This is a genomic window from Sphingosinicella microcystinivorans (genome assembly GCF_027941835.1).
Lineage (GTDB): Bacteria > Pseudomonadota > Alphaproteobacteria > Sphingomonadales > Sphingomonadaceae > Sphingosinicella.
The window spans coordinates 1,800,758-1,819,920 of record NZ_CP116005.1 but is presented as its reverse complement, the minus strand read 5'-3'; the positions used below and the strand labels follow the sequence as shown (position 1 = coordinate 1,819,920).

The 19,163-nt window shown below is 68.7% G+C and carries 19 protein-coding genes and 1 tRNA gene; 13 read left to right on the top strand and 7 right to left on the bottom strand.

Annotated features, from left to right (window positions below; translation table 11 throughout):
- The first annotated feature begins 4 nt into the window (after positions 1–4).
- Positions 5–907 carry a crotonase/enoyl-CoA hydratase family protein gene (locus PE061_RS08940; RefSeq protein ID WP_271258740.1) on the top strand — a complete coding sequence of 301 codons (903 nt, stop codon included), beginning with the start codon at positions 5–7 and terminating at the stop codon, positions 905–907.
- Between the two features lie 138 nt (positions 908–1,045).
- Positions 1,046–1,750 (top strand): Crp/Fnr family transcriptional regulator, encoded by a 705-nt coding sequence (locus PE061_RS08935; protein WP_271258739.1) that lies wholly within the window; start codon positions 1,046–1,048, stop codon positions 1,748–1,750.
- Positions 1,751–1,760: 10 nt separating this feature from the next.
- On the opposite strand, the gene PE061_RS08930 is transcribed toward PE061_RS08935, so the two are convergent.
- Positions 1,761–2,390, bottom strand: coding sequence for a hypothetical protein (locus PE061_RS08930; RefSeq protein ID WP_271258738.1), 630 nt, complete (start codon positions 2,388–2,390; stop codon positions 1,761–1,763).
- Positions 2,387–2,965, bottom strand: coding sequence for a DUF2238 domain-containing protein (locus PE061_RS08925; protein WP_271258737.1), 579 nt, complete (start codon positions 2,963–2,965; stop codon positions 2,387–2,389). Before PE061_RS08925 ends, PE061_RS08930 begins: the two co-directional genes overlap by 4 nt.
- Before the next feature lie 147 nt (positions 2,966–3,112).
- On the opposite strand from PE061_RS08925, the gene PE061_RS08920 reads away from it, so the two are divergent.
- The 7 genes from PE061_RS08920 (at position 3,113) to PE061_RS08890 (ending at position 10,821) form a co-directional block, all read left to right on the top strand.
- Complete coding sequence (locus tag PE061_RS08920; protein WP_271258736.1) at positions 3,113–4,024, top strand: hypothetical protein; 912 nt, start codon at positions 3,113–3,115, stop codon at positions 4,022–4,024.
- The gene (locus PE061_RS08915) at positions 4,024–4,650 is read left to right on the top strand and encodes a class I SAM-dependent methyltransferase (RefSeq protein WP_271258735.1); all 627 of its coding nucleotides are present in this window, start codon (positions 4,024–4,026) and stop codon (positions 4,648–4,650) included. Before PE061_RS08920 ends, PE061_RS08915 begins: the two co-directional genes overlap by 1 nt.
- A gap of 39 nt (positions 4,651–4,689) precedes the next feature.
- Positions 4,690–5,007 carry a polyhydroxyalkanoic acid system family protein gene (locus tag PE061_RS08910; protein WP_271258734.1) on the top strand — a complete coding sequence of 106 codons (318 nt, stop codon included), beginning with the start codon at positions 4,690–4,692 and terminating at the stop codon, positions 5,005–5,007.
- Positions 5,008–5,086: 79 nt separating this feature from the next.
- Positions 5,087–7,468, top strand: coding sequence for a TonB-dependent receptor (locus PE061_RS08905; RefSeq protein WP_271258733.1), 2,382 nt, complete (start codon positions 5,087–5,089; stop codon positions 7,466–7,468).
- A 73-nt stretch (positions 7,469–7,541) separates the two neighbouring features.
- Positions 7,542–9,083: an alkaline phosphatase gene (locus PE061_RS08900; RefSeq protein ID WP_271258732.1), complete on the top strand. Its 1,542-nt coding sequence runs from the start codon at positions 7,542–7,544 to the stop codon at positions 9,081–9,083.
- The gene (locus tag PE061_RS08895) at positions 9,004–10,170 is read left to right on the top strand and encodes a sugar-transfer associated ATP-grasp domain-containing protein (protein WP_271258731.1); all 1,167 of its coding nucleotides are present in this window, start codon (positions 9,004–9,006) and stop codon (positions 10,168–10,170) included. Before PE061_RS08900 ends, PE061_RS08895 begins: the two co-directional genes overlap by 80 nt.
- Positions 10,171–10,182: 12 nt before the next feature.
- Entirely contained in the window at positions 10,183–10,821 is a 639-nt protein-coding gene (locus PE061_RS08890; protein WP_271258730.1) for a GNAT family N-acetyltransferase, read from the top strand.
- Here PE061_RS08890 and PE061_RS08885 read toward each other — a convergent pair.
- Positions 10,775–11,545 (bottom strand): GNAT family N-acetyltransferase, encoded by a 771-nt coding sequence (locus PE061_RS08885; RefSeq protein ID WP_271258729.1) that lies wholly within the window; start codon positions 11,543–11,545, stop codon positions 10,775–10,777. The genes PE061_RS08890 and PE061_RS08885 overlap by 47 nt on opposite strands.
- Before the next feature lie 256 nt (positions 11,546–11,801).
- On the opposite strand from PE061_RS08885, the gene PE061_RS08880 reads away from it, so the two are divergent.
- Together PE061_RS08880 and PE061_RS08875 are read left to right on the top strand one after the other, a co-directional pair.
- Complete coding sequence (locus tag PE061_RS08880) at positions 11,802–12,791, top strand: hypothetical protein (protein ID WP_271258728.1); 990 nt, start codon at positions 11,802–11,804, stop codon at positions 12,789–12,791.
- Positions 12,792–12,916: 125 nt separating this feature from the next.
- Positions 12,917–14,446 (top strand): polysaccharide deacetylase family protein, encoded by a 1,530-nt coding sequence (locus PE061_RS08875; RefSeq protein ID WP_271258727.1) that lies wholly within the window; start codon positions 12,917–12,919, stop codon positions 14,444–14,446.
- Positions 14,447–14,504: 58 nt separating this feature from the next.
- On the opposite strand, the gene PE061_RS08870 is transcribed toward PE061_RS08875, so the two are convergent.
- Positions 14,505–14,579: transfer RNA gene (locus tag PE061_RS08870), tRNA-Val, on the bottom strand.
- Positions 14,580–14,637: 58 nt separating this feature from the next.
- Positions 14,638–15,027: a cell cycle two-component system response regulator CpdR gene (gene cpdR / locus PE061_RS08865; protein ID WP_271258726.1), complete on the bottom strand. Its 390-nt coding sequence runs from the start codon at positions 15,025–15,027 to the stop codon at positions 14,638–14,640.
- 143 nt (positions 15,028–15,170) lie between these two features.
- On the opposite strand from cpdR, the gene PE061_RS08860 reads away from it, so the two are divergent.
- On the top strand, positions 15,171–16,061 hold the full coding sequence (locus PE061_RS08860; RefSeq protein WP_271258725.1) for an N-formylglutamate amidohydrolase: 891 nt from the start codon (positions 15,171–15,173) through the stop codon (positions 16,059–16,061).
- A gap of 162 nt (positions 16,062–16,223) precedes the next feature.
- On the opposite strand, the gene PE061_RS08855 is transcribed toward PE061_RS08860, so the two are convergent.
- A complete protein-coding gene (locus tag PE061_RS08855) occupies positions 16,224–16,778 on the bottom strand; it encodes a cytochrome b (RefSeq protein ID WP_271258724.1) in 555 nt (184 codons plus the stop codon).
- Between the two features lie 82 nt (positions 16,779–16,860).
- Positions 16,861–17,625: a SapC family protein gene (locus tag PE061_RS08850; protein WP_271258723.1), complete on the bottom strand. Its 765-nt coding sequence runs from the start codon at positions 17,623–17,625 to the stop codon at positions 16,861–16,863.
- Between the two features lie 107 nt (positions 17,626–17,732).
- Between PE061_RS08850 and PE061_RS08845 the strand changes: the two genes are divergently transcribed.
- Positions 17,733–19,127 (top strand): leucyl aminopeptidase family protein, encoded by a 1,395-nt coding sequence (locus tag PE061_RS08845; RefSeq protein ID WP_271258722.1) that lies wholly within the window; start codon positions 17,733–17,735, stop codon positions 19,125–19,127.
- Positions 19,128–19,163: the final 36 nt, after the last annotated feature.

The following is a 19,163-nucleotide window of genomic DNA, read 5'->3' as shown; positions in this document are numbered from 1 at the left end:
CATCATGGACTATGAAACGATCCGCTACGCGGTGACGGGCGGGATCGCGACGCTGACGCTCGATCGGCCGGAGCGGCTCAACGCGTTCAACGCGGCGATGATACGCGAGATGCTGGACGCGTTCGACCGCATCGACGCCGACGACGCGGTGCGCGCGGTGATCGTGACCGGCGCGGGCCGCGCCTTCTGCGCGGGCGCCGACCTCGGCGAGGGCGGCAAGACCTTCGACTACGACAACCGCAGCGACCGCCCGCGCGGCGACAGCCCCGTGCGCGCCGACGGCACCACCGACTACGCGCACCCCGCCGTGCGCGACGGCGGCGGGCGCGTGTCGCTGCGCATCTTCCAATGCCTGAAGCCGGTGATCGCGGCCATAAACGGGCCTGCCGTGGGCGTCGGCATCACCATGGCGCTGCCGATGGACATCCGCATCGCGAGCGAGGACGCCAAGTTCGGCTTCGTGTTCACGCGGCGCGGCATCGTCCCCGAGGCGTGCTCGTCGTGGTTCCTGCCGCGCATCGTCGGCATTTCGAAGGCGCTCGAATGGTGCTTCTCGGGCCGCGTGTTCGGCGCGGACGAGGCGCTCGCGGGCGGCCTCGTCAGCCGCGTCGTGCCGCCGGGCGCGCTCATCGAGACGGCGACGGCGCTCGCCCGCGAGATCGCCGACACCACGGCGCCCGTCTCGGCCGCGATGACGCGGCAGATGCTGTGGCGGATGCTGGGCGCCGCGCACCCGATGGAGGCGCACCGCATCGACAGCCGCGCGATCTGGTCGCGCGGGCGCGCGGGCGACGCGCGCGAGGGGGTGACGAGCTTCCTCGAAAAGCGGCCCGCCGTGTTCCCCGACCGGGTTTCCACGGACCTCCCCGATTTCTTCCCGTGGTGGGACGAGCCCGGCTACGAATAAGGGCCTGCGAACAGCCCGTCCGTCCGGTCAATCGGTCGCAGGCGAGCGGCAGGTGTGGAAGTATCGCCGCGAATAATGCTAAAGACGCGGGAAGAAGCGGGCCTCGACCGGAATCACGTCCGGCAAATGGAGCGGTGGTTGACGAAAGTTTGCGAGGATTGCGTCGTTCGCGACAGATCGCTGTGCGGCACGCTCGACGACGCCGCGCTGACCGAGATGTCGCGCCTCGGGCGCAGGCGCAAGCTCGCCGCCGGCGAGTCGCTGCAGTTCGAGGGCGACGAGAACATCCTGTGCGCGAACGTGCTGGGCGGCGTGCTGAAGCTGAGCTCGCTGACCCCCTCGGGCGAGGCGCAGACCGTGGGGCTGCTCTACCCCGCCGACTTCATCGGACGGCCCTACGCCGACACGGTGGACCACGACATCACCGCGCTCACCGAGGCGGAGGTGTGCATCTTCGCGCGCGCGCCCTTCGAGCGCATGATGGAAGAGAACATGCAGCTCGAGCGGCAACTGCTCGAACGCACGCTGAGCGAGCTGGAACGCAGCCGCCGCTGGCTGCTGTTCCTCGGCCGCAAGAGCGCGGGCGCGCGGCTCGCCGGGCTGCTCATAGACATCGACCGGCGCATGGCGCAGACCGGCTGCGGCGCCGACCTCGGCGTCGGGCAGCTGATCCAGCTTCCGCTCACCCGCACCGAGATGGCGGACGTGCTCGGCCTCACCATCGAGACGGTGAGCCGCGAGCTCGGCAAGCTGAAGGACGCAGGCGTGATCGCCACCGAGGGACGGCGCGGGCTGCGCATCCTGAAACCGGCGTCGCTGAAAGCCATCATGGACAGCGAATAGCCGCGCGGCGCTATTCGGATTGCTTGCGATAGGTGAGACGCGCGTCGCCGCGCAGCATGACGAGATCATCGCCTTCGATGTCGAGCGGCTGGTCCGTGAACGGCGGCTGGCCGAGGCTGTTGGGCACGAGGCGGAACGTAAGGTCGTTGGCGCGGGCGAGGTCGACCGGGAACGGCGCCGAGACGAAGCCGAACACGGCGAGGCCGAGCTTGACCGCCGTGACCTGCGTGCCTTCGGGAAGGTCCGGAATGTAGCCGTAGGGCTGGGTGTAGCCTTCGGTCTCCGTGCCGTCCGCGTAGGTGAGGATCACGTCCACGGGCCAGCCCATGCGGCTGCCGTCCGGCCCCGTCACCTGCACGCGCAAGGGGAACTCGGCGCTGCGCGCCGCCGAGACCGGCTCGAAGGCGGGCGGGGTCCATGCGGGCTCGGTGGTGAGCAGGATGCGGTCGCCGTCGCGGACCCAGCGCCCCTCCCCGGCCTCGTCGAGCGCGCCGTAGCTGAGGCCGTAGCGGAAGCGGCCGTCGGCGGTGAGCTCGAGGCCCGAGGCGGCCTCGCGCACGCCTTCGAGGCGGTAGACGCCCTCGACGCCGGCAAGCGCGGGCGCGGCGGCGATGAGCAGCAGGGATGCGAGCAACCTCATGTCCGTCTCCCGAACAGGAAATGCGCGGCGAGCGTGACGGCGGCGCCCGCGATCGCGAGCGCGCTGTCCTTGTGGGCGTCGAAGACGTCGCCCTGCGTGCCGAGATAGGCGATGCCGAGATCGGGCGCGACGACGAGCATCGCCGCCCATTCGAGCAGCTCGTAGATCGTGGAGAGCGCGGCGATCCACATCCACGCCGACAGGTGCGTCCACACCCGGCCCGCAGCGCCGTAGCGCGCCACGGTCTCCCGCATGGGCAGGGCGAGCAACAGGCCGAACAGGAAGTGCACGAGCCGGTCGTAGGGATTGCGGACGGTGCCGCCGACCTCCTTCAGCCAGAAGCCGAACGGTGCCTCCGAATAGGTGTAGTGCGCGCCGTAGACATGGGCGGCGAGGAACAGGAACGCCGCCAGCGTCGACAGGCGCGAGAAGCCCACGCGGCGATCGAGCAGGACGAACGCCGGCACGCCCACGAACACCAGCAGGTTCTCGAGCAGCCAGTCCTCCCGATAGCTGGGGGCGACGGCCAGCCAGCCCCACCAGAGCGCGAGGCCGACCACGAGCGGCCGGCGCACCGGGTCCCGGAAAAATCCATACTGGAGGCAAGCGTTCATGCCGCGCGCGAATCAAGCCAGACGATTGTAAAAACAAAGCTTGCACGGGAACGTGCAGGGGTCAAAAACAGAAAAAAAGCCGGCGCAGCCGGCAAGCGTCGGGGTGCCATGTTCGACACGCACGGCCGCATCAAGTGCGGCACGATCTCGGTGCCCGATTTCCAGGGGTCGCTCGGCGACTGGACGGGGCTGCTCGGCTACGAATGCGTCGAGACGGGCAAGGTGCCGATCGAGCTGGCGAACGGCTGGGGGGCGCTGAAGACGCTCGGCGCGCGCACGGCGCTGCTGGCGCCGCCCGGCGGCGGCGGCGCCGCTTTCGTTCGCCTCGTCGAACAACCCGCAGTGCTCGCCTATCTCCCGATGCGGACCTACGGCTGGGTCGGCTATGAGCTGAGCGTGCGCGACGTGCCTTCGCTCCACGACCGGCTGCACGGCAGCCCGATCCGCGTCCTGACGCCGCCCGAATGCGCGCCGGGGAGCGCGGGCTGGACGCCGATCGAGGCGACCGGGCGCGCAGGCGAGGTGCTGTTCTTCAACGGCGCGAACGACACGCTGCGCGACCTCGAATTCCCGCGCGCCGCCGCGGACGTCGACCGCATCACGGTCGCCATGCTGGCCGCCGCCGACCGCGCCGCCGCCGTGCGCTTCCATGTCGACGCGCTCGGCTTTTCCGAGGGCGGCACCTTCCGCCTGCCCTACCCGGTCATCAACGCCGCCTTCGGCCTGCCGCCCGAAACCGAGAGCGAGGCGACGGTGATCAGCGTCGGCCGGATGCCCGTGTGCGAGATCGACCAGTTCCCGCCCGGGACCACCGAACGCAAGCAGCTGCTCGGCTACCTGCCGCCCGGCAACGCGATGGTGAGCCTCGCGGTCCGCTCGCTGAACGCTGTCCGCGCGCCGCTGATCGCGCCGCCGGAGACGATGGGCGGGCCGCTCTACGCCGGACGGCGGACGGCCTGCACGCGCGGCGCGGCGGGCGAGCTGATCGAGCTGATCGAGGCGGGGGGCGGCACGCTCTGATGGTCTCCGGCCGTTCCGTCGTCGAGCGCGTGCGCCAGTCGCGGCGGCGGCTGCAAAGCAGATCCGAGGACGCGCTGCGCTTCCTTGCGCGCCTGCGCAACGCGCGCATGGTGGGCGCGGTCGCGCCGAGCGGAAAGGCGCTGGCGCGCAGGATCGTCTCCGGCATCAACCCGGCGCGCGGCCCGGTGCTGGAGGTCGGCGCGGGCACCGGCGTGTTCACCGCGGCGCTGCTGGCGCGCGGTGTGGCGCCGGAAGCGCTGACCGCGGTAGAGGCCGACCCCGTGTTCGCTGCGCTGCTGCGCGCGCGGTTCCCGGACGTCGAGATCGTCGAGGGCCGCGCGGAAGATGCGCTCGGCGCGGGCGGCCCACTCGCGGACCGGCGCTACGCCGACGCGGTGAGCGGCCTGCCGCTGCTCAACTTCCCGCCCGCGCTCAGGCGCCGCATCCTCGAGGCGATCTTCGCACGGCTCGCGGAGGACGGCGCGCTCTACCAGTTCACTTACGGACCCCGCGCGCCGCTGGGACGGGGCGGCCTCGCCGCGCTGGGCCTCGCCGCCGAGCCGGTGGGCCGCGTCTGGCGCAACCTGCCGCCCGCCACCGTCTACAGGATCCGCCGCGCCGTCTGACTGTCTTGCACGATCAAGACAGTCCGCTAGACTCCGCGCATGGCCCAGCCCGTCCGCTTCGACATTCCGCACCGCCTCGGCCGGGCCGAGGCGCGCCGCCGCATGGACGCCGGACTCGGCGATCTCGACCGGGCGATGCCGTTCGCCTCGCGCATCGGCAAGACGTGGCAGGGCGACCGGCTGGTGATCGAGGTGACGGCGCTGGGGCAGGTGACGACCGCGAACCTCGACGTGGACGAGGACCGGGTACGCATCGAACTCGCGCTTCCCGGCCTTCTCGGCATGTTCGGCGAGAAGATCGCCGGCGTCTTCCGCAAGCGCACGACCGAACTGCTGACGGACAAGCGCACGCCCTGAAGGCGGCCGTCGCACATCGCTTGCGAACCGCCGCGCGGGAAGGCAAGAGGCAAGGTCTTGTTTTCAGGAAAGGTCGCGTATGTCAGGACGTTCGCTGTTGCACGGAAGCTGCGCCATCGCCGCAATCGCCGCGGCGGCCGCACCTGCAATGGCGGAGGACGAGACGGCAAGCGCCGCGCTGCCGGAGATCGTCGTCACCGCGCAGCTCCGCCCGCAGCCCATCGAGACCGTGCCGCTCGCCGTGACCGCGCTGCTTTCCGGCGAGATCGAGGCGCGCGGCATCGACGCACCGCTGGACGCCCTGCGCGGCATCCCGAACGCGGCTGCGGCGCACGTGCCGGGCTTCGGCAGCGACAACGCCTACGTCATCCGCGGGTCGGGCGGCGTCGGCACGTTCATCGACGGCATTTATGTCGGGCGCGGCGCGGCGACCGACTACGGCTTCTTCGACATCGACCGCATCGAGCTGCTGCGCGGTCCGCAGGGGCCGCTCTACGGCCGCGACACCAGCGGCGGCGCGCTGCACATCGTGAACCGCACGCCGGGCGACCGCACGAGCGGCTATATCGACGGCGCCTACGGACGCTTCGGCACCTACCAGTTCCGCGCCGCGCTCGACGTGCCGGTCGGCGAGCGCTTCTCGCTCGGCCTTTCCGGCTACTGGCGCGAGTCGAACGGCTATGTGCGGAACGGCGCGACCGGGGACCGGCTGAACGAGGACGACGGCTGGGGCGTGCGCGCCGCCGCGCACTGGACGCTCGCCGACACGCTGACGTGGACGGGCACGTTCGCGCGCATGGAGAGCACGGCGCTCTACGCGCCCGATTTCGAATGCGACCCGGCCGCGCCCACGGGCTGCAAGGGCCGCTTCGCCTCGACCGGCTATCCCGAGAAGGCGAGCATCACCGGCGACCATTTCGCGCCGCTCGGCGTCAGCGGCCGCAAGGCGGGCTTCGGCTTCGGCAACGCGGCGAAAACCTACCTCGCGACCTCGCGCATCGCGTGGACGCCGGGCGAGGCCGTGACGGTGGAGGCGATCACCGGCTATGTCGACACCAAGCGGCAGTACGGCATCGACCTGCGCGACGGCCGCGACGCGCCGACGATCGCGAACCCCGTGCCCGCCGCGCGCGGCGACGTGTACGGCGGCTACACGATCCTCGGCGATACGCACTTCAAACAATTCTCGCAGGAATTGCGCCTGAGCGGCGCGCTCGCGGGCGACTTCGTCAGCTACGTGGCGGGCGTCTCCTACGCCGAGGAAGACGGCGACAGCGACCTCGCCGACCTCCTCACCGCGAGCCCCGGCGTCGCGGGCCTCGTCGCCGACCGGCGCGTGACCACGGAGACGAAATCGAAATCCGCCTACGCGCAGGTGGACGTGAACGCGGGCCCGGCACTGACGCTGACGGCGGGGCTTCGTTACAGCGACGAGGACCTGCGCTTCGGCCTTGCCGACAATCGCGCGGGCTGCGCGGCGCTCTCCGGCGGCTGCCTCGACGACGCGCTCGTCACGGCGGGCGTGCCGGGGAAGATCGGCGACAGCTTCTGGTCGCCGCGCTTCGCCGCCAGCTTCAAGGCCGCCGAAAACGCCGCGCTCTTCGCGTCGGCGACACGCGGCTACCGTTCGGCGGGCTGGAGCGAGCGCGCCGCGACCGCCGCCGCGATCCGCCCCTATGCGGCGGAGACGATCTGGAGCTACGAGGCCGGGCTGAAATCGACGTGGTTCCAGCGCCGCCTCGCCGTCGACCTCACCGGCTTCTACGTGGACGGCAGCGACGCGCAGATCGCGGACGGCAGCGGTTCCGTCAGCACCGCAGGCTTCCGGAACAAAGGCGTCGAACTGGAAATCGCCGCAGTGCCGTTCACGAACGTGACGGTCCGCGCCGCCGCGGGCTGGCAGGACGCGAAGTACCGGGCGGGCAGCACCGTGCGCGCGCAGCAGGCGGCGTGCGCCGCGGAGCTTGCCGCGGGCCTGATCGCCGGGGCGTCCGGCGCGGACGACGCGCCGTCGTGCGGCGCGGGCATCGTCACCGCCGCCGGAGACATCGCCGACCCGGTGCGCGCGCCGAAATGGACGCTCTCGGCGGGCGCGGCGTGGGACATCTGGCTGCCGCCGGTCTCGGGCTCGATCGTCACGCCCTCGGTGGATGTGGCCTACCGTTCGGCGATGGAAACCGGGGCGGCGAACGCCTCGCTCTTCACCGGCAGCGTGACGGGCATCGGCGGCACCGTCTATCCCGCCAATCCCTACGGCGGCGGCTTCATCACCGGGTCGCGGAGCAAGGCGCAGCTTCTGGTGAACGCGGGGATCGCGCTGCGCACCGACGACAATTTCTGGCGGGTGAGCCTCGAATGCGAGAATTGCCTGAACGAGACGACGGTCGATGCGTCGCTGGGCAGCGTCTCGTGGCTGAACACGCCCCGCGTCTGGATGATCCGCGCGCGCCGCCAGTTCTGACGAATCGCGCCGCTTGACTTCCCCCTGTCATATATGCGGGACAATGGTCCCCGCGACATCCTGAGGGGAAATCATGCGCGTCTTCGTCACCGCCTTGCTGCTTGCCGCCGCCACGCCCGCCATCGCCGCGGACATGCCGAAGAACGTGATCGTGATGATCGCCGACGGCGCCGGACACAACACGCTCGCCGCCACGCGCTTCTGGACCGGGCGGCCGCTGACGATGGACGCCGGGCCGTGGCTGCGCGCCTCGATGGCGACCTACGGGCTGCGGCTGGAGCGCAAGGTGCCGGAGGGCGGCGACCCCTACGCGCAGGACCCGGACGCCGTCTACGACCCCGCGAAGGCGTGGGACACGCGGCCGGTGAAGGGCATGGCGAAGGCGGGCAGCCCCTACCCCGCGCTGTTCGCGGGCTACCAGTGGCACCGCCGCGTCGCGCCCGACAGCGCCAACACCATGTCGGCGATGATGACCGGCGTGCGCACCTTCGACGGCGCCATCGACGTGGACGGCGCGGAGACGCCCGTGCAGTCCGTCGCCGAGGCCGCGAAGGCGGCGGGCAGGATGACCGGCAGCATCTCGAGCGTGCCGTTCAACCACGCGACGCCCGCGGCGGGCGGCGGCGCGCACAACCCGGACCGGGACGACTATCACGGCCTCGCGCGCGACCTGTTCTCCGGCTCGCTCGACGTGATCGGCGGCGGCGGCAACCCGGACTACGACCAGGACGGCAGGCCGATCACCGACGAGCACGCCGAGATCCGCTTCAAGTGGATGCCCCCCGCGCTGTGGGCCGAGCTGAAGGGTCCGGATTCGCGCTGGAACCTCGTCGAGACGGCGGGCGACATCCGCGATCTCGCCGAGGGCAAGACGACCTCGGCAAAGCCGCTGGCGATGATCGCGGCGGTGAACCCGACATTGCAGGCGATGCGGAGCTATCCGCAGAACGTCGCGCGCGGCACGGCGGACCCCGGCGCGGTGCCGCTCACGCCCGGCATGGTGACGCTCGACGAGATGGCGATCGCGGCGCTGAAGCACGTGGGCACGGACCCCGACGGCTTCTTCATGATGATCGAGGGCGGCGCGGTCGACTGGGCGATGCACGCCAACGACTTTCCGCGCATGATCGAGGAATACATGGCGTTCGACGCGGCCGTGCGCGCCGTCGTCGCGTGGGTCGACAGCCCGGAGAGCGCCGCGAGCTGGGACGACACGCTGCTCGTCGTCACCGCCGATCACGACCACCTGCTCTACGGCCCCAAGCTCGACGAGCCGTTCCAGCGCGTCACCAACAACGGCGCGGGCAAGCTGCCCGGCTATTCATGGGCGTGGAGCTCGCACTCCAACCACCTCGTGCCGTTCTTCGCGCGCGGCAAGGGCGCGGAGGCGCTGATCGCCGAAGCCGACCGGATCGACGCCTACACGGACAGGCAGGGCCGGAAATTCGGCTACGGCCGCTACCTCACGCAGCCCGACCTCGGCGCGTTCCTGCTGAAGACGCAGCAATCCGCTGCGGGCGCAAACCGTTTGCCAGATGCCGAGCGATCGGACTACACACCGCCCACGTCCAATCACCAAGCCGCGCAGGGCCATGCCGAGCAAATGGATCAATGAGGCACGACGCTTTGCAGGTGCGGTGGCGTATTACCGCATGGAGCCTGTTTCCGCCTTCGGACGATACCTTCACCTGTACCGGCGGCGCCTGTTTTCACCCAGCGAGATTCACTTCCTGAACCTGCTCGATCCCGGGCTCGGCGACCCGGATTTTCAGGCCGTCGTCAGCAAGGAAGAACTCCTCAACGTACAGCTTCAACTGAATGACAGGCGCGCCTTCGCGCTGACCGAGGACAAGCTCGTTTTCGCTGCCCATTGTCAGGCCGCGAAGCTCGCCGTTCCGGTATTGCACGCCGTCTACGATGCGGACGGGGCAGCGAACGGGGACGGGGCCGGTTCTGCGCCGCTGCTGCGCGACGAGGCCGGGCTCGCGTCGTTCATGCGAACGACCGCCGCCTCCGACATCATCGTCAAGCCGATCAACGGCGTACACGGCAAGGGCGTGACGCACATGGTCCGCCGCGGCGACGGATGGCACGCGCCGACGCGCGGCGTCGTCGAGGCCGGTTCCCTGCTGCGCCTGTTTTCGGAGACCGGCTATCGGCGCTGGATGTTCCAGCAGCGCATCATCGGCCACCCCGAACTCTCCGCGCTTTCGGGCACGGACGCCCTGCAAACGATCCGCGTCGTGACGCTGAGCAATACGGACGGCAGCATCGAGATTCTGGCGGGACGACTGCGCCTGATCGCGAACGACGGCGCCCACGACAATTTCGATTTCGGTCAAACCGGCAACCTGGTCGCCAACCTGGACCTTGATCGCGGCACCATTCAAAACGTCATCGGTTGCGACAGCCGCCGGCTTTCGATGCGGACCATGGAGCGGCATCCCCGCACCGGTCGCGAATTGATCGGCTTCACCGTTCCCCAGTGGGAAGATGTACGGAAGCTCGCCATCGCCGCAGCGCGCGCGTTCCAGCCGCTCCGCACCGTGGGCTGGGACATCGCGCCGACCGCCGACGGCCCTTGCCTGATCGAAGGCAATGTGACCTGGGATACCCTGATCGGCGAACCGCGGATGGGCGAAATTTACAGGCGCCTGCTCAAGGAGCGCCTTCCGAATCCGTCTTCCGACAGTCAAATATAGAAACACGCGATCTTGAGTATCGACCTGTCACGCCTGGTTTCAAAACTGTTCCGCGCAAAGTCACATTTGATATTCGAAGCAGACTGTTCGCAATTCCCGTATCCGAACCCACGCGACGGTGAACAATTCCTTGTAATAGACGACAAGAATATAGAGTCTCACCGAGACATCTGCGCCGCCTTATTGAAAATCGACAGAGACGCGCAGGATTACCTGAAAGACGTCAAGCGCGGAAAAGTGGCCGCCTTCATTATTCTGAACGAAGGTGAAATCGTTCATTGCAGCTATGTTTTTTTCGAGAACAAGACAGCGTGCATATTGGGCCTTCCCGGCACGTCGGCCCTGATCGGCAACGCCTTCACCGTACCGTCCTATCGAGGCAGGGGATGCCAACCCCGGTCGGTCGCTGCACGCGCCTCTATCGCCCGTGCCGAAAACTTCGCCCGCGTCGTTGCCGAGACGAGCCCCGACAATGCGCGCTCCCAAAGCGGCCTGCGGAAAGCCGGGATGCGCCTTGCCGGGCGTATGGATATGTTCGTCATACTCAACGTTCTGGTCATTCGCTGGCGGCGGCCCTCGGATTATCCGTTGTTCGGATTCTGCATCAGGGCTCGCCGCCGTGCCGCAGCCACCGCTTCAGCTTCGCCTTGAGGCCGAGACGCTCGGTCTGCCGCCCGGCCGCCTCGACAAGCGCGTGGAAAGTCCGGTGCGCCCGGACCAGGCCGGCATTGGCGAGCGTCGCGCGCAGCACGACGACATCCGCGCAATCGACGGAGCCGGTAGCGAACAGCTTCTTGTGGGCGCCCTCGCCCTCGGTGAAATCGAACAGGCGGTGGCATCCTTCCGCCATCAGCCGCTCCAGCGCTTCCAGTTGCAGCACCGTGCCGGGCGAATGGGACGCGAACGCCGGATCGTAGCCGAGATAGTCGTAGACGACGCTGCCGTCGCGGATCGGCGTGTAGAGATAGCTGACCGGCTGGCCGTTCAGAAACAGCAGCCACGCGCGGACGCTGTCCGCGGCGGCGAGGCGGCGCATCTCGGCGAGATGGCTCGCGGTATCGGGCAGGCCGCTGTCCAGCAGCCGCTCCTGATACGTCTTGCGCGAGACCTCGCGCGCGAGCCCGTGGAACTGCTCGAGCTCGGGCACCGTCCTGTACTCCCGGATGTCGAGCCGGCCGTCGTCCGACAGCGTCTCGAACTTCCGGACCTTGCGCTTCAGCGTCGAGCGGGTCTTCGCGGAGAATTGCGCCAGATACGCCTCGTAGGACGTATCGAGGCGCATGTAGTAGCGCGGATATTCCTGCCGCACATAGACGAGCGCCCCTTCGGCGAGGTCGCGAAGCCCGCCGATCCTCGCGGCGGGGAGCGAACGCACGATGACTCCCTCGGCATCGGACGGCAAGGCCGGGATGGCGGGACCGGCATCGTTCAATATGTCGCCGAGCGAATATTTGTATGTGACGAGATGGCGCCGGACCGTGAGAAGCGTCCGTTCACCGACCTGAAATCGAAACGGGACCAAGGCAGACGGGTGAGGACCAACGGATACGCTCACCGAGTCGTGCATTTGTCCCCACCAGTCGACGGAGTAAATGAAACTCCGTCTCAAGTTGATTCGCGCCGGGGTTGGTATGACCAATGTTCTCTACACTGTCGATACCGAGCTCTCGCTCGGCAGCCACCAGCGCGGCGTCGACCCTGAAACCAACCTGCAGCAGTCCGTCTTCGGCCACTGCGCGGACGGCGCCTTCGGCATCGGCTACCAGATGCAGGCCCTCGACGCGCACGGCCTGAAGGGCGTGTTCTTCGTCGACCCGATGCCGGCCGAGGTGTTCGGCCTCGACATCGTCAAGCGGATCGTCGATCCCGTCCTCGCGGCCGGGCACGAGGTCCAGCTGCATATCCATACCGAATGGCTGAAGCACATGCCGGTCGATCCGCTGGACGGCAGGCGCGGCCCGAACATCGGATCGTTCGACGAGGCCGACCAGAGCTTCCTGCTCGGCCGGGCGACCGAACTGCTGATCGCCGCGGGCGCGCCGCGCCCGACCGCGTTCCGCGCCGGCAACTACGGCGCCGACGACACCACGCTCAAGGTTCTCGCCGGGCTCGGCTTCCGCTACGATTCGAGCTTCAACCCCGCCTACCTCGGCGGCGCCTGCCGGATCGCCCTTCCCGCCTCCACGGTGAACCCGGTCCGCCGGAACGGGCTGACCGAGCTTCCCGTCGCCTGCATCTACGACGTGCCGGGGCGGCTCCGCCACGCCCAGCTCTGCGCCCTCTCCGCGTGGGAACTCCGCGCGGCCCTCGCCCACGCCGCCGCGCAAGGCCAGCAGGCCTTCACGATCGTCTCCCACAGCTTCGAGCTGCTGAGCCGCGACCGCAAGCGCGTCAACCGGCAGATCGTGAAGCGCTTCGAAGCCATGTGCCGGCTTCTCTCCGACCCCGCGAACGGCCTGACCGCCGCCGTCTTCGCCGACCTGCCGGAAGCCGGGAGCGCGACCGGCGAAGGCGGCAGGCTGCCCGCCGACCGGGGACGGACGATGCACCGTGTCGGCGCGCAGTTTCTCGCCGCGCTGCTTTACGAACGGAACCCGAACGGGTTGCCGGCGCTGTCCTGACCCGCACCCGGGACGCCGTGCCGGGTCGACGCACCACGGGTTCCGCGTTAACGCTTGCATCGTGAATCCATCGTAATCCGGCCAGTCGACATCACGGAAGGCAACATGACACACAGGGGGCAGGCGTGACGTATCGGTTGGTTGTTTTCACGGCCGCGCTGGGCGGGCATGTCGAGCGCACCATCGAGACCGTGCTGAAACGGCAGAAGGACATCGAGATTCTCGTCGTTCTCCACCAGCCCCCGCGCAGACTAAAGACACTGCTCCGCAACCAGATGCGGAACGTCAGGAAACATGGCTGGCGCTGGATTCCTTATCAATTCAGGGAAGTGCTCAGGCTGTCGAGGCCGACGAAGCCGCACAGGGGCGGCAGTGCGGGCGGTGGCGTCGATGTTCGGGTCGAACGTGTTTCAAACATCAACGCCGCGTCGACCATCGAGACGGTCCGTGCCTTCGCACCGGACCTCGGGCTGTCGCTCGCCGCGCCGATCCTGAAACCGGGCTTGTTCGACGTGCCGGTGCAGGGCACGCTGAATATCCACAAGGGCAAGCTGCCCGACTATCGCGGTATGCCCCCGGCCTTCTGGGAAATCTGGAACGGCGCAGGCGAGGTGGGGATCACGGTTCACAAGGTCGAGGCCGGGCTCGATACCGGCCCGGTCCTGATCGAGGAGTCGATCCCCGTGGAGCCGCACTCCACGCCCACGGGCCTGCGGGTCCGCCTTGACGAGATCGGCGTCCGGATCATGGCCGACGCGGTTGCGCTGATGCGGGAGGGGAAGGCGGCGTTCCGCCCGCAAACGCCGGGCGGCAGGACCTACACGCGCCCGACCCTTGCGCAGGAAGCGGCGCTGAAGCGCCGGACGGCCCCGAGATCGGGCAAGGCGATCATCAAGAGCGGCGTGTTTCGAGCCTACAGCGCACTTCGCCCGACCGACAGGAACCGGGTTCTGGTCCTGCTGTATCATCGGGTGAGCGATGCGCTTCGGGACTCGGTCACGATCGGCGTCGAGCAGTTCGACGAGCACATGCGATACCTTGCCGGGAACACCCGCATCGTCTCGCTGGACGACATCACGAAGGACAGGCTACCCGCCGATGGCCCGATCGTCGCCGTGACGTTCGCCGACGGCTATCTCGACAACTACGAGAACGCCGCGCCGATCCTGATCAGGCACGGCATTCCCGCCACGTTCTTCGTCTCGACGGGCAAGGTCGACGAGAACGCGCCGTTCGAGCACGACCTGAGGAAACTCGGCCGCGGCCTGCCCAATATGAACTGGGACCAGATTCGGGAGATGCAGGCCGAGGGGCTGACGTTCGGATCGCACACGGTGAACCATATCAATCTCGCGAAGAGCGAACCGGGCCTCGTCGAGAAGGAGCTGCTGGCGTCGCGGGCCACGCTCGAGCGAGAGCTTGGCCTTGGCGAGGTGATGTTCGCCTATCCGTTCGGGAAACGGGCTGACATCACGCCGGAGCGGCTCGAACAGGTGAAGGCGGCCGGATATGTCGCCAACTGCTCGGCCTACGGCGGGGTGAACAGCCGCGAGATCGACCCGTGGAACATTCGCCGCCAAGGCGTCGACCATAGCTACGATGTGCCGGCGATCGCCGCCAAGCTGGCCGGCTGGAAATCGACGCACTACGTTTGAGGCACGTGCCCGGGCAGCTTGGGAAAGCCGCGCCGGCGTGACTGTCGATGGGAAGGAATGGTGGGCGCGGCAAGGATTGAACTTGCGACCCCTGCGATGTCAACACAGTGCTCTACCACTGAGCTACGCGCCCACGCGGCGTGCCTTCTAGGCGAGCGCCGGGCGCGGCGCAAGCCGGTTATTCGCCCCGTTTATTCGCCGTCGAAGATGCGGTCGATCTCGGCGACGAGGTCGCGCAGGTGGAACGGCTTCGAGAGCACCTTGGCGTCGCTCGGCGCGCCGGAACCCCGGCTCAGCGCCACGGCGGCGAAGCCGGTGATGAACATGACGCGCATCGACGGCGCGAGTTGCGCGGCGCGCTGGGCGAGCTCGATGCCGTCCATTTCCGGCATGACGATGTCGGTGAGCAGCAGCCCGAAACCGCCCGTCGCGATATGCGGCAGCGCCGCCGTGCCGCGATCGACCGCCACCACGTCGTAGCCCGCGCGGGAAATCGCGCGTTCCAGGAAAAGACGCATCGAGTCGTCGTCTTCCGCGAGCAGGATGCGGCCCGTGATGCGGCCTTCGGGTTGTGTCGTCATGGTCGTGTCCGCCGCTTCTTACGGGGGAGGACTTAACATTTCCTGTCGTGGGCTTGCCAGCCCGAAACCCGCCCCGGCCCTCTTTTGCTTTCGTTTCGCCGCGGTTAGGCTGGCGCGATGCCGCACGCAGGGGATCATCGCCGTTGAGCGCCGAGCCGTCCGTCTCCGCGCTGACGCCCGGGCACTTCGTTTCGGGCCCGCGCGGCGCGCCCGTGCCGCTGGTGCTCGCCTCGCCGCACAGCGGCCGCGCGTGGCCACCCGGGTTCCTGTCGGCCGCCGCGCTCGACGTCGGCGGGCTGCGGCGCGCCGAGGACGCCTATGTCGATGAACTGCTGGCGCCCGCGACCGAATCGGGCGTGCCGCTGATCACGGCGCGCTGGGCGCGCACCTATGTCGATCTCAACCGCGACCCGCAGGAGATCGACCTCACCCTGCTGAGCGACCCGGCCGCCGCCGGACCGGTGAAGACCACCGAGCGCGTCCGCTCCGGGCTCGGCGTGCTGCCGCGGCTGACGGGGCCGGGGCTGCACATCTACAGGAACCGGATCAGCAGCGCGGCGGCATTGCAGCGAATCGCCGCCGTGCACGCGCCGTATCACCGGCGGCTCGCGGCGCTGATCGACGATGCCGCCGCCTGCCACGGCTATGCGCTGCTGATCGACGGCCACTCGATGCCGCCGCTCTCGCTGCCGGCGCGGCAGCGGCCCGAGATCGTGATCGGGGACGCGGGCGGCACCTCCGCCCCCGAATCGGTGGTGCGCCGGGTGGAGGCGCATTTCCGGCGCGCGGGCCTGCGCGTCGCGCGCAACACGCCCTATGCGGGCGGGTACACGACCCGCTTCCACGCCGCCCCGGCGCGCAGCCGATTCGCGATCCAGATCGAGATCGACCGCACGCTCTACATGGATCCCGACACGCTGGAACGGCACGCCGGCTTCGGCGCGATCGCGGAAACGCTGAAAAACCTGGTGGACGAGCTGCTCGACTGGCTGCCGCAAATGTTCGGAAGGCCGCCGGCAATCGCGGCGGAATAAGCCCCAAAAGAAAAAAGGTCACTCCGACGAATCGCCGAAGTGACCAGGGTTCAGGGAGGACGTGGCATCGTCCTCGTCAGACGATGCTACGCAGGCGTGCCGCGCAAAAGGGGGGGAACGCAGCGCCGCCCGAACGCAAGATGGGCCTGAATTGTTAAGTTTTCAAGCGTCTGCCCGATTTTTTCGCAAAAAAGGCAACATTCTCGCCAGAACATCATCGCGATCGAGGAAATGATGCTTCAAGGCGCCTGCGACATGCAGAACGACGAGCACGATCGCCAGCAACGCGGCGGGGCCGTGCACGGCGTGGAAGACGCCGCGGCCGGCCTTGTCCAGCGGCGAATGGGGAAGCTCGAAAAGGCCGAACCACACCAGCGGCCGTTCGGGGCTTGCCGCGAACGCCCAGCCGCTGAGCGGCAGCGCGAGCAGCAGGACGTAGAAGCCGACGTGCGTGAGACGGGCGAGAAAGACCTCCCACCCCTTCATGTGCGCGGGCAGGACGAGGAAGCCGTCCTTCAGCCGCAGCGCGAGCCGCCACAGCGTGAGCACGAGGACGGTGATCCCCACCGACTTGTGGATGCCCATGATCGCGCCGCGCTCGGGGCCTTCGAGCCCTTCGGCGTATACCGCGCCAGCGATGTTGCCGAGAACGAGAACGGCGATCAGCCAGTGAAGCGCGATCGCCGTTCTTGAATAGCTGCTGTGTACCGTCGCCATAGAGCCCGTCCCTCCGATTGCCCTGCAAGTACGGGGAGTCTAGGCAGAATCCCCCTCGGCGCAAGCCAGTGCGGGAGGGCGCTCAGGCGTCCGCGCGTTCCGCCGCGGCCTTCGCCGCGCCCTGCGAGAACAGGTCGGTGACGTAGGACAGCGAGAAGAGGTGCGCGTACATCAGCGGCAGCATCCCGTTCTGAATGAGCTTGCGCGCCTGATCGCCGCGAAGGTCGCGGATCTTGTCCTGCGAGATCATCTTGAAACCGCGGTAGATCGCGGGCTGCGCCATGCCGTCCATCTGGATGGAGACCTCGCCGTCCATCAGGAATTCACCCTTTTCGAGCTCCTGCACGAACGCCTGCGTCTTGCGCATCGAGTTCTCGAACTGCTCGCAGAACTCGAGGATGTTCTTGACGACATCGGTCGCCTCGCCGTCCTTGAACAGCGCCTCGCCCTCGTCGGCGTCGAGGTCCTCGGAGGTCTCGTCGAAGCAGAGCGTCAGCTCCTCCGACTGCGGGTTGATGCGCGCGAGCAGGAACGGATAGCGGCGCACATAGGCGGGCACGTAGGTGCCGGCGCGCCAGTTGCCTTCCTCGTCGACGAACAGGTTCTGGCCTTCGCTGAGCGAGGTCAGCGCGAGGGGCACGGGCGTCTGGCCGGCCGCGAACACGATCGGGTAGTGGCGCTGCGCGAGGTGGAACTCGTCGACCGTGATGGGAATCGCGTGCAGCCCGCGCGCGAACGGCGCGCCGGTACGGGACTTCAGCCCGAGCGCCTGATGCACCGAGGAGGAGAGCGGCGCGAGCGCGTTGTAGAGCGGCGGCAACTGGGCGGCTTGCGGATTGGTGGCCATTGTGTTCCTTCAGGCGCGGATGCGGAGTTGAAATTTTGGCGGACCGTTTAGGCGGTCTGCCGCTTCGCGGCAAGCGAAGAGCAGGAACGGAAAAAAGCGCGGACACGATGGAACACGGCCTTATCGAACACGACACGGGGCAGGACGCCCGCGAGATCGCGCTCGTCGACCCCGCAGGCTTCGAGGCGTGGCGGGACGCGCTGCCGGCGCGGGCGCGCGCCGCCGTCGAGGCCGCACAGTTCAAGGGCGCGGCGGGCACGCGGGTGATCCTTCCCGGCAACGAGGCGGAAAGCTGGAGCGCCGCCTTCGGCGCGCCCGCGAGCCTTGGGCCGTGGGACCTCGCCGCCGCCGTGAAAGCCCTGCCCGCCGGGCGCTACAGGCTTGCCGGACGCGAGCCGGGCGCGGCGGCGCTCGGCTGGATGCTCGCGCACTACACGTTCGCGCGCTACCTCTCCGAACCGAAGCCGGTCGCGGCGCGCACGCTGCTGGTACCGAAAGCGGTCGACATCGCGGCGCTCGAGCGGCTCGCGGACGCGCAGGCGCTGGTGCGCGACCTCGTCAACACGCCCGCCGAGGACATGGGGCCGGAGGCGCTGGAGGCGGCGGTGCGCGACGTCGCCCGCCACCACGGCGCCGAGGTGAAGGTGACGCAGGGCGACGACTTGCTGGCGGCGAACTTCCCGACCATCCACGCCGTCGGCCGCGCCGCCGCCGCGGGCCGGGAACCGCGGCTCATCGACATGGGCTGGGGCCGCAAGGGCGACCCGAAGCTGACCGTCATCGGCAAGGGCGTGTGCTTCGATTCCGGCGGGCTCGACATCAAGACCGCGGGCAACATGCTGCTGATGAAGAAGGACATGGGCGGCGCGGCGCACGCGCTGGCGCTCGCCGGGCTCGTGATGGGCGCGAAGCTGCGCGTGCGGCTGCGGCTCATCATCCCGGCGGTCGAGAACGCCATCGACGGCAGTGCGTTCCGGCCGGGCGACATCATCAGGACGCGCAAGGGCACGACCGTCGAGATCGGCAACACCGATGCCGAGGGGCGGCTGGTGCTGTGCGACGCGCTGGCCCTCGCGGGCGAGGACGCCCCGGACCTCATCCTCGACTTCGCGACGCTGACCGGCGCGGCGCGCGTGGCGCTCGGACCAGACCTCCCCGCGCTGTTCGCCAACGACGACGCGCTCGCCGAGGGCCTCCTCGAAGGCGCGCGGGCGAGCGGCGACCCGCTGTGGCGGATGCCGCTGTGGAAACCCTATGCGGAGATGCTGAAGTCCGACGTCGCCGACATCAACAACAGCGCCTCGGGCGCGTTCGCGGGAGCGATCACCGCCGCGCTCTATCTCGAAAAGTTCGTCGATCCGAAGACGCCGTGGGCGCACCTCGATACGTTCGCGTGGATGCCGTCGGCGAAGCCCGGCCGTCCGAAGGGCGGAGAAGCGCTGGGTCTCCGGGCGTTTTGGGCGTATATAGAGAAGCGTTACGGTAGTCATCGCTCCGAATGAACGCTTCGACCGGTTAACCCAAAATATCAACTAATC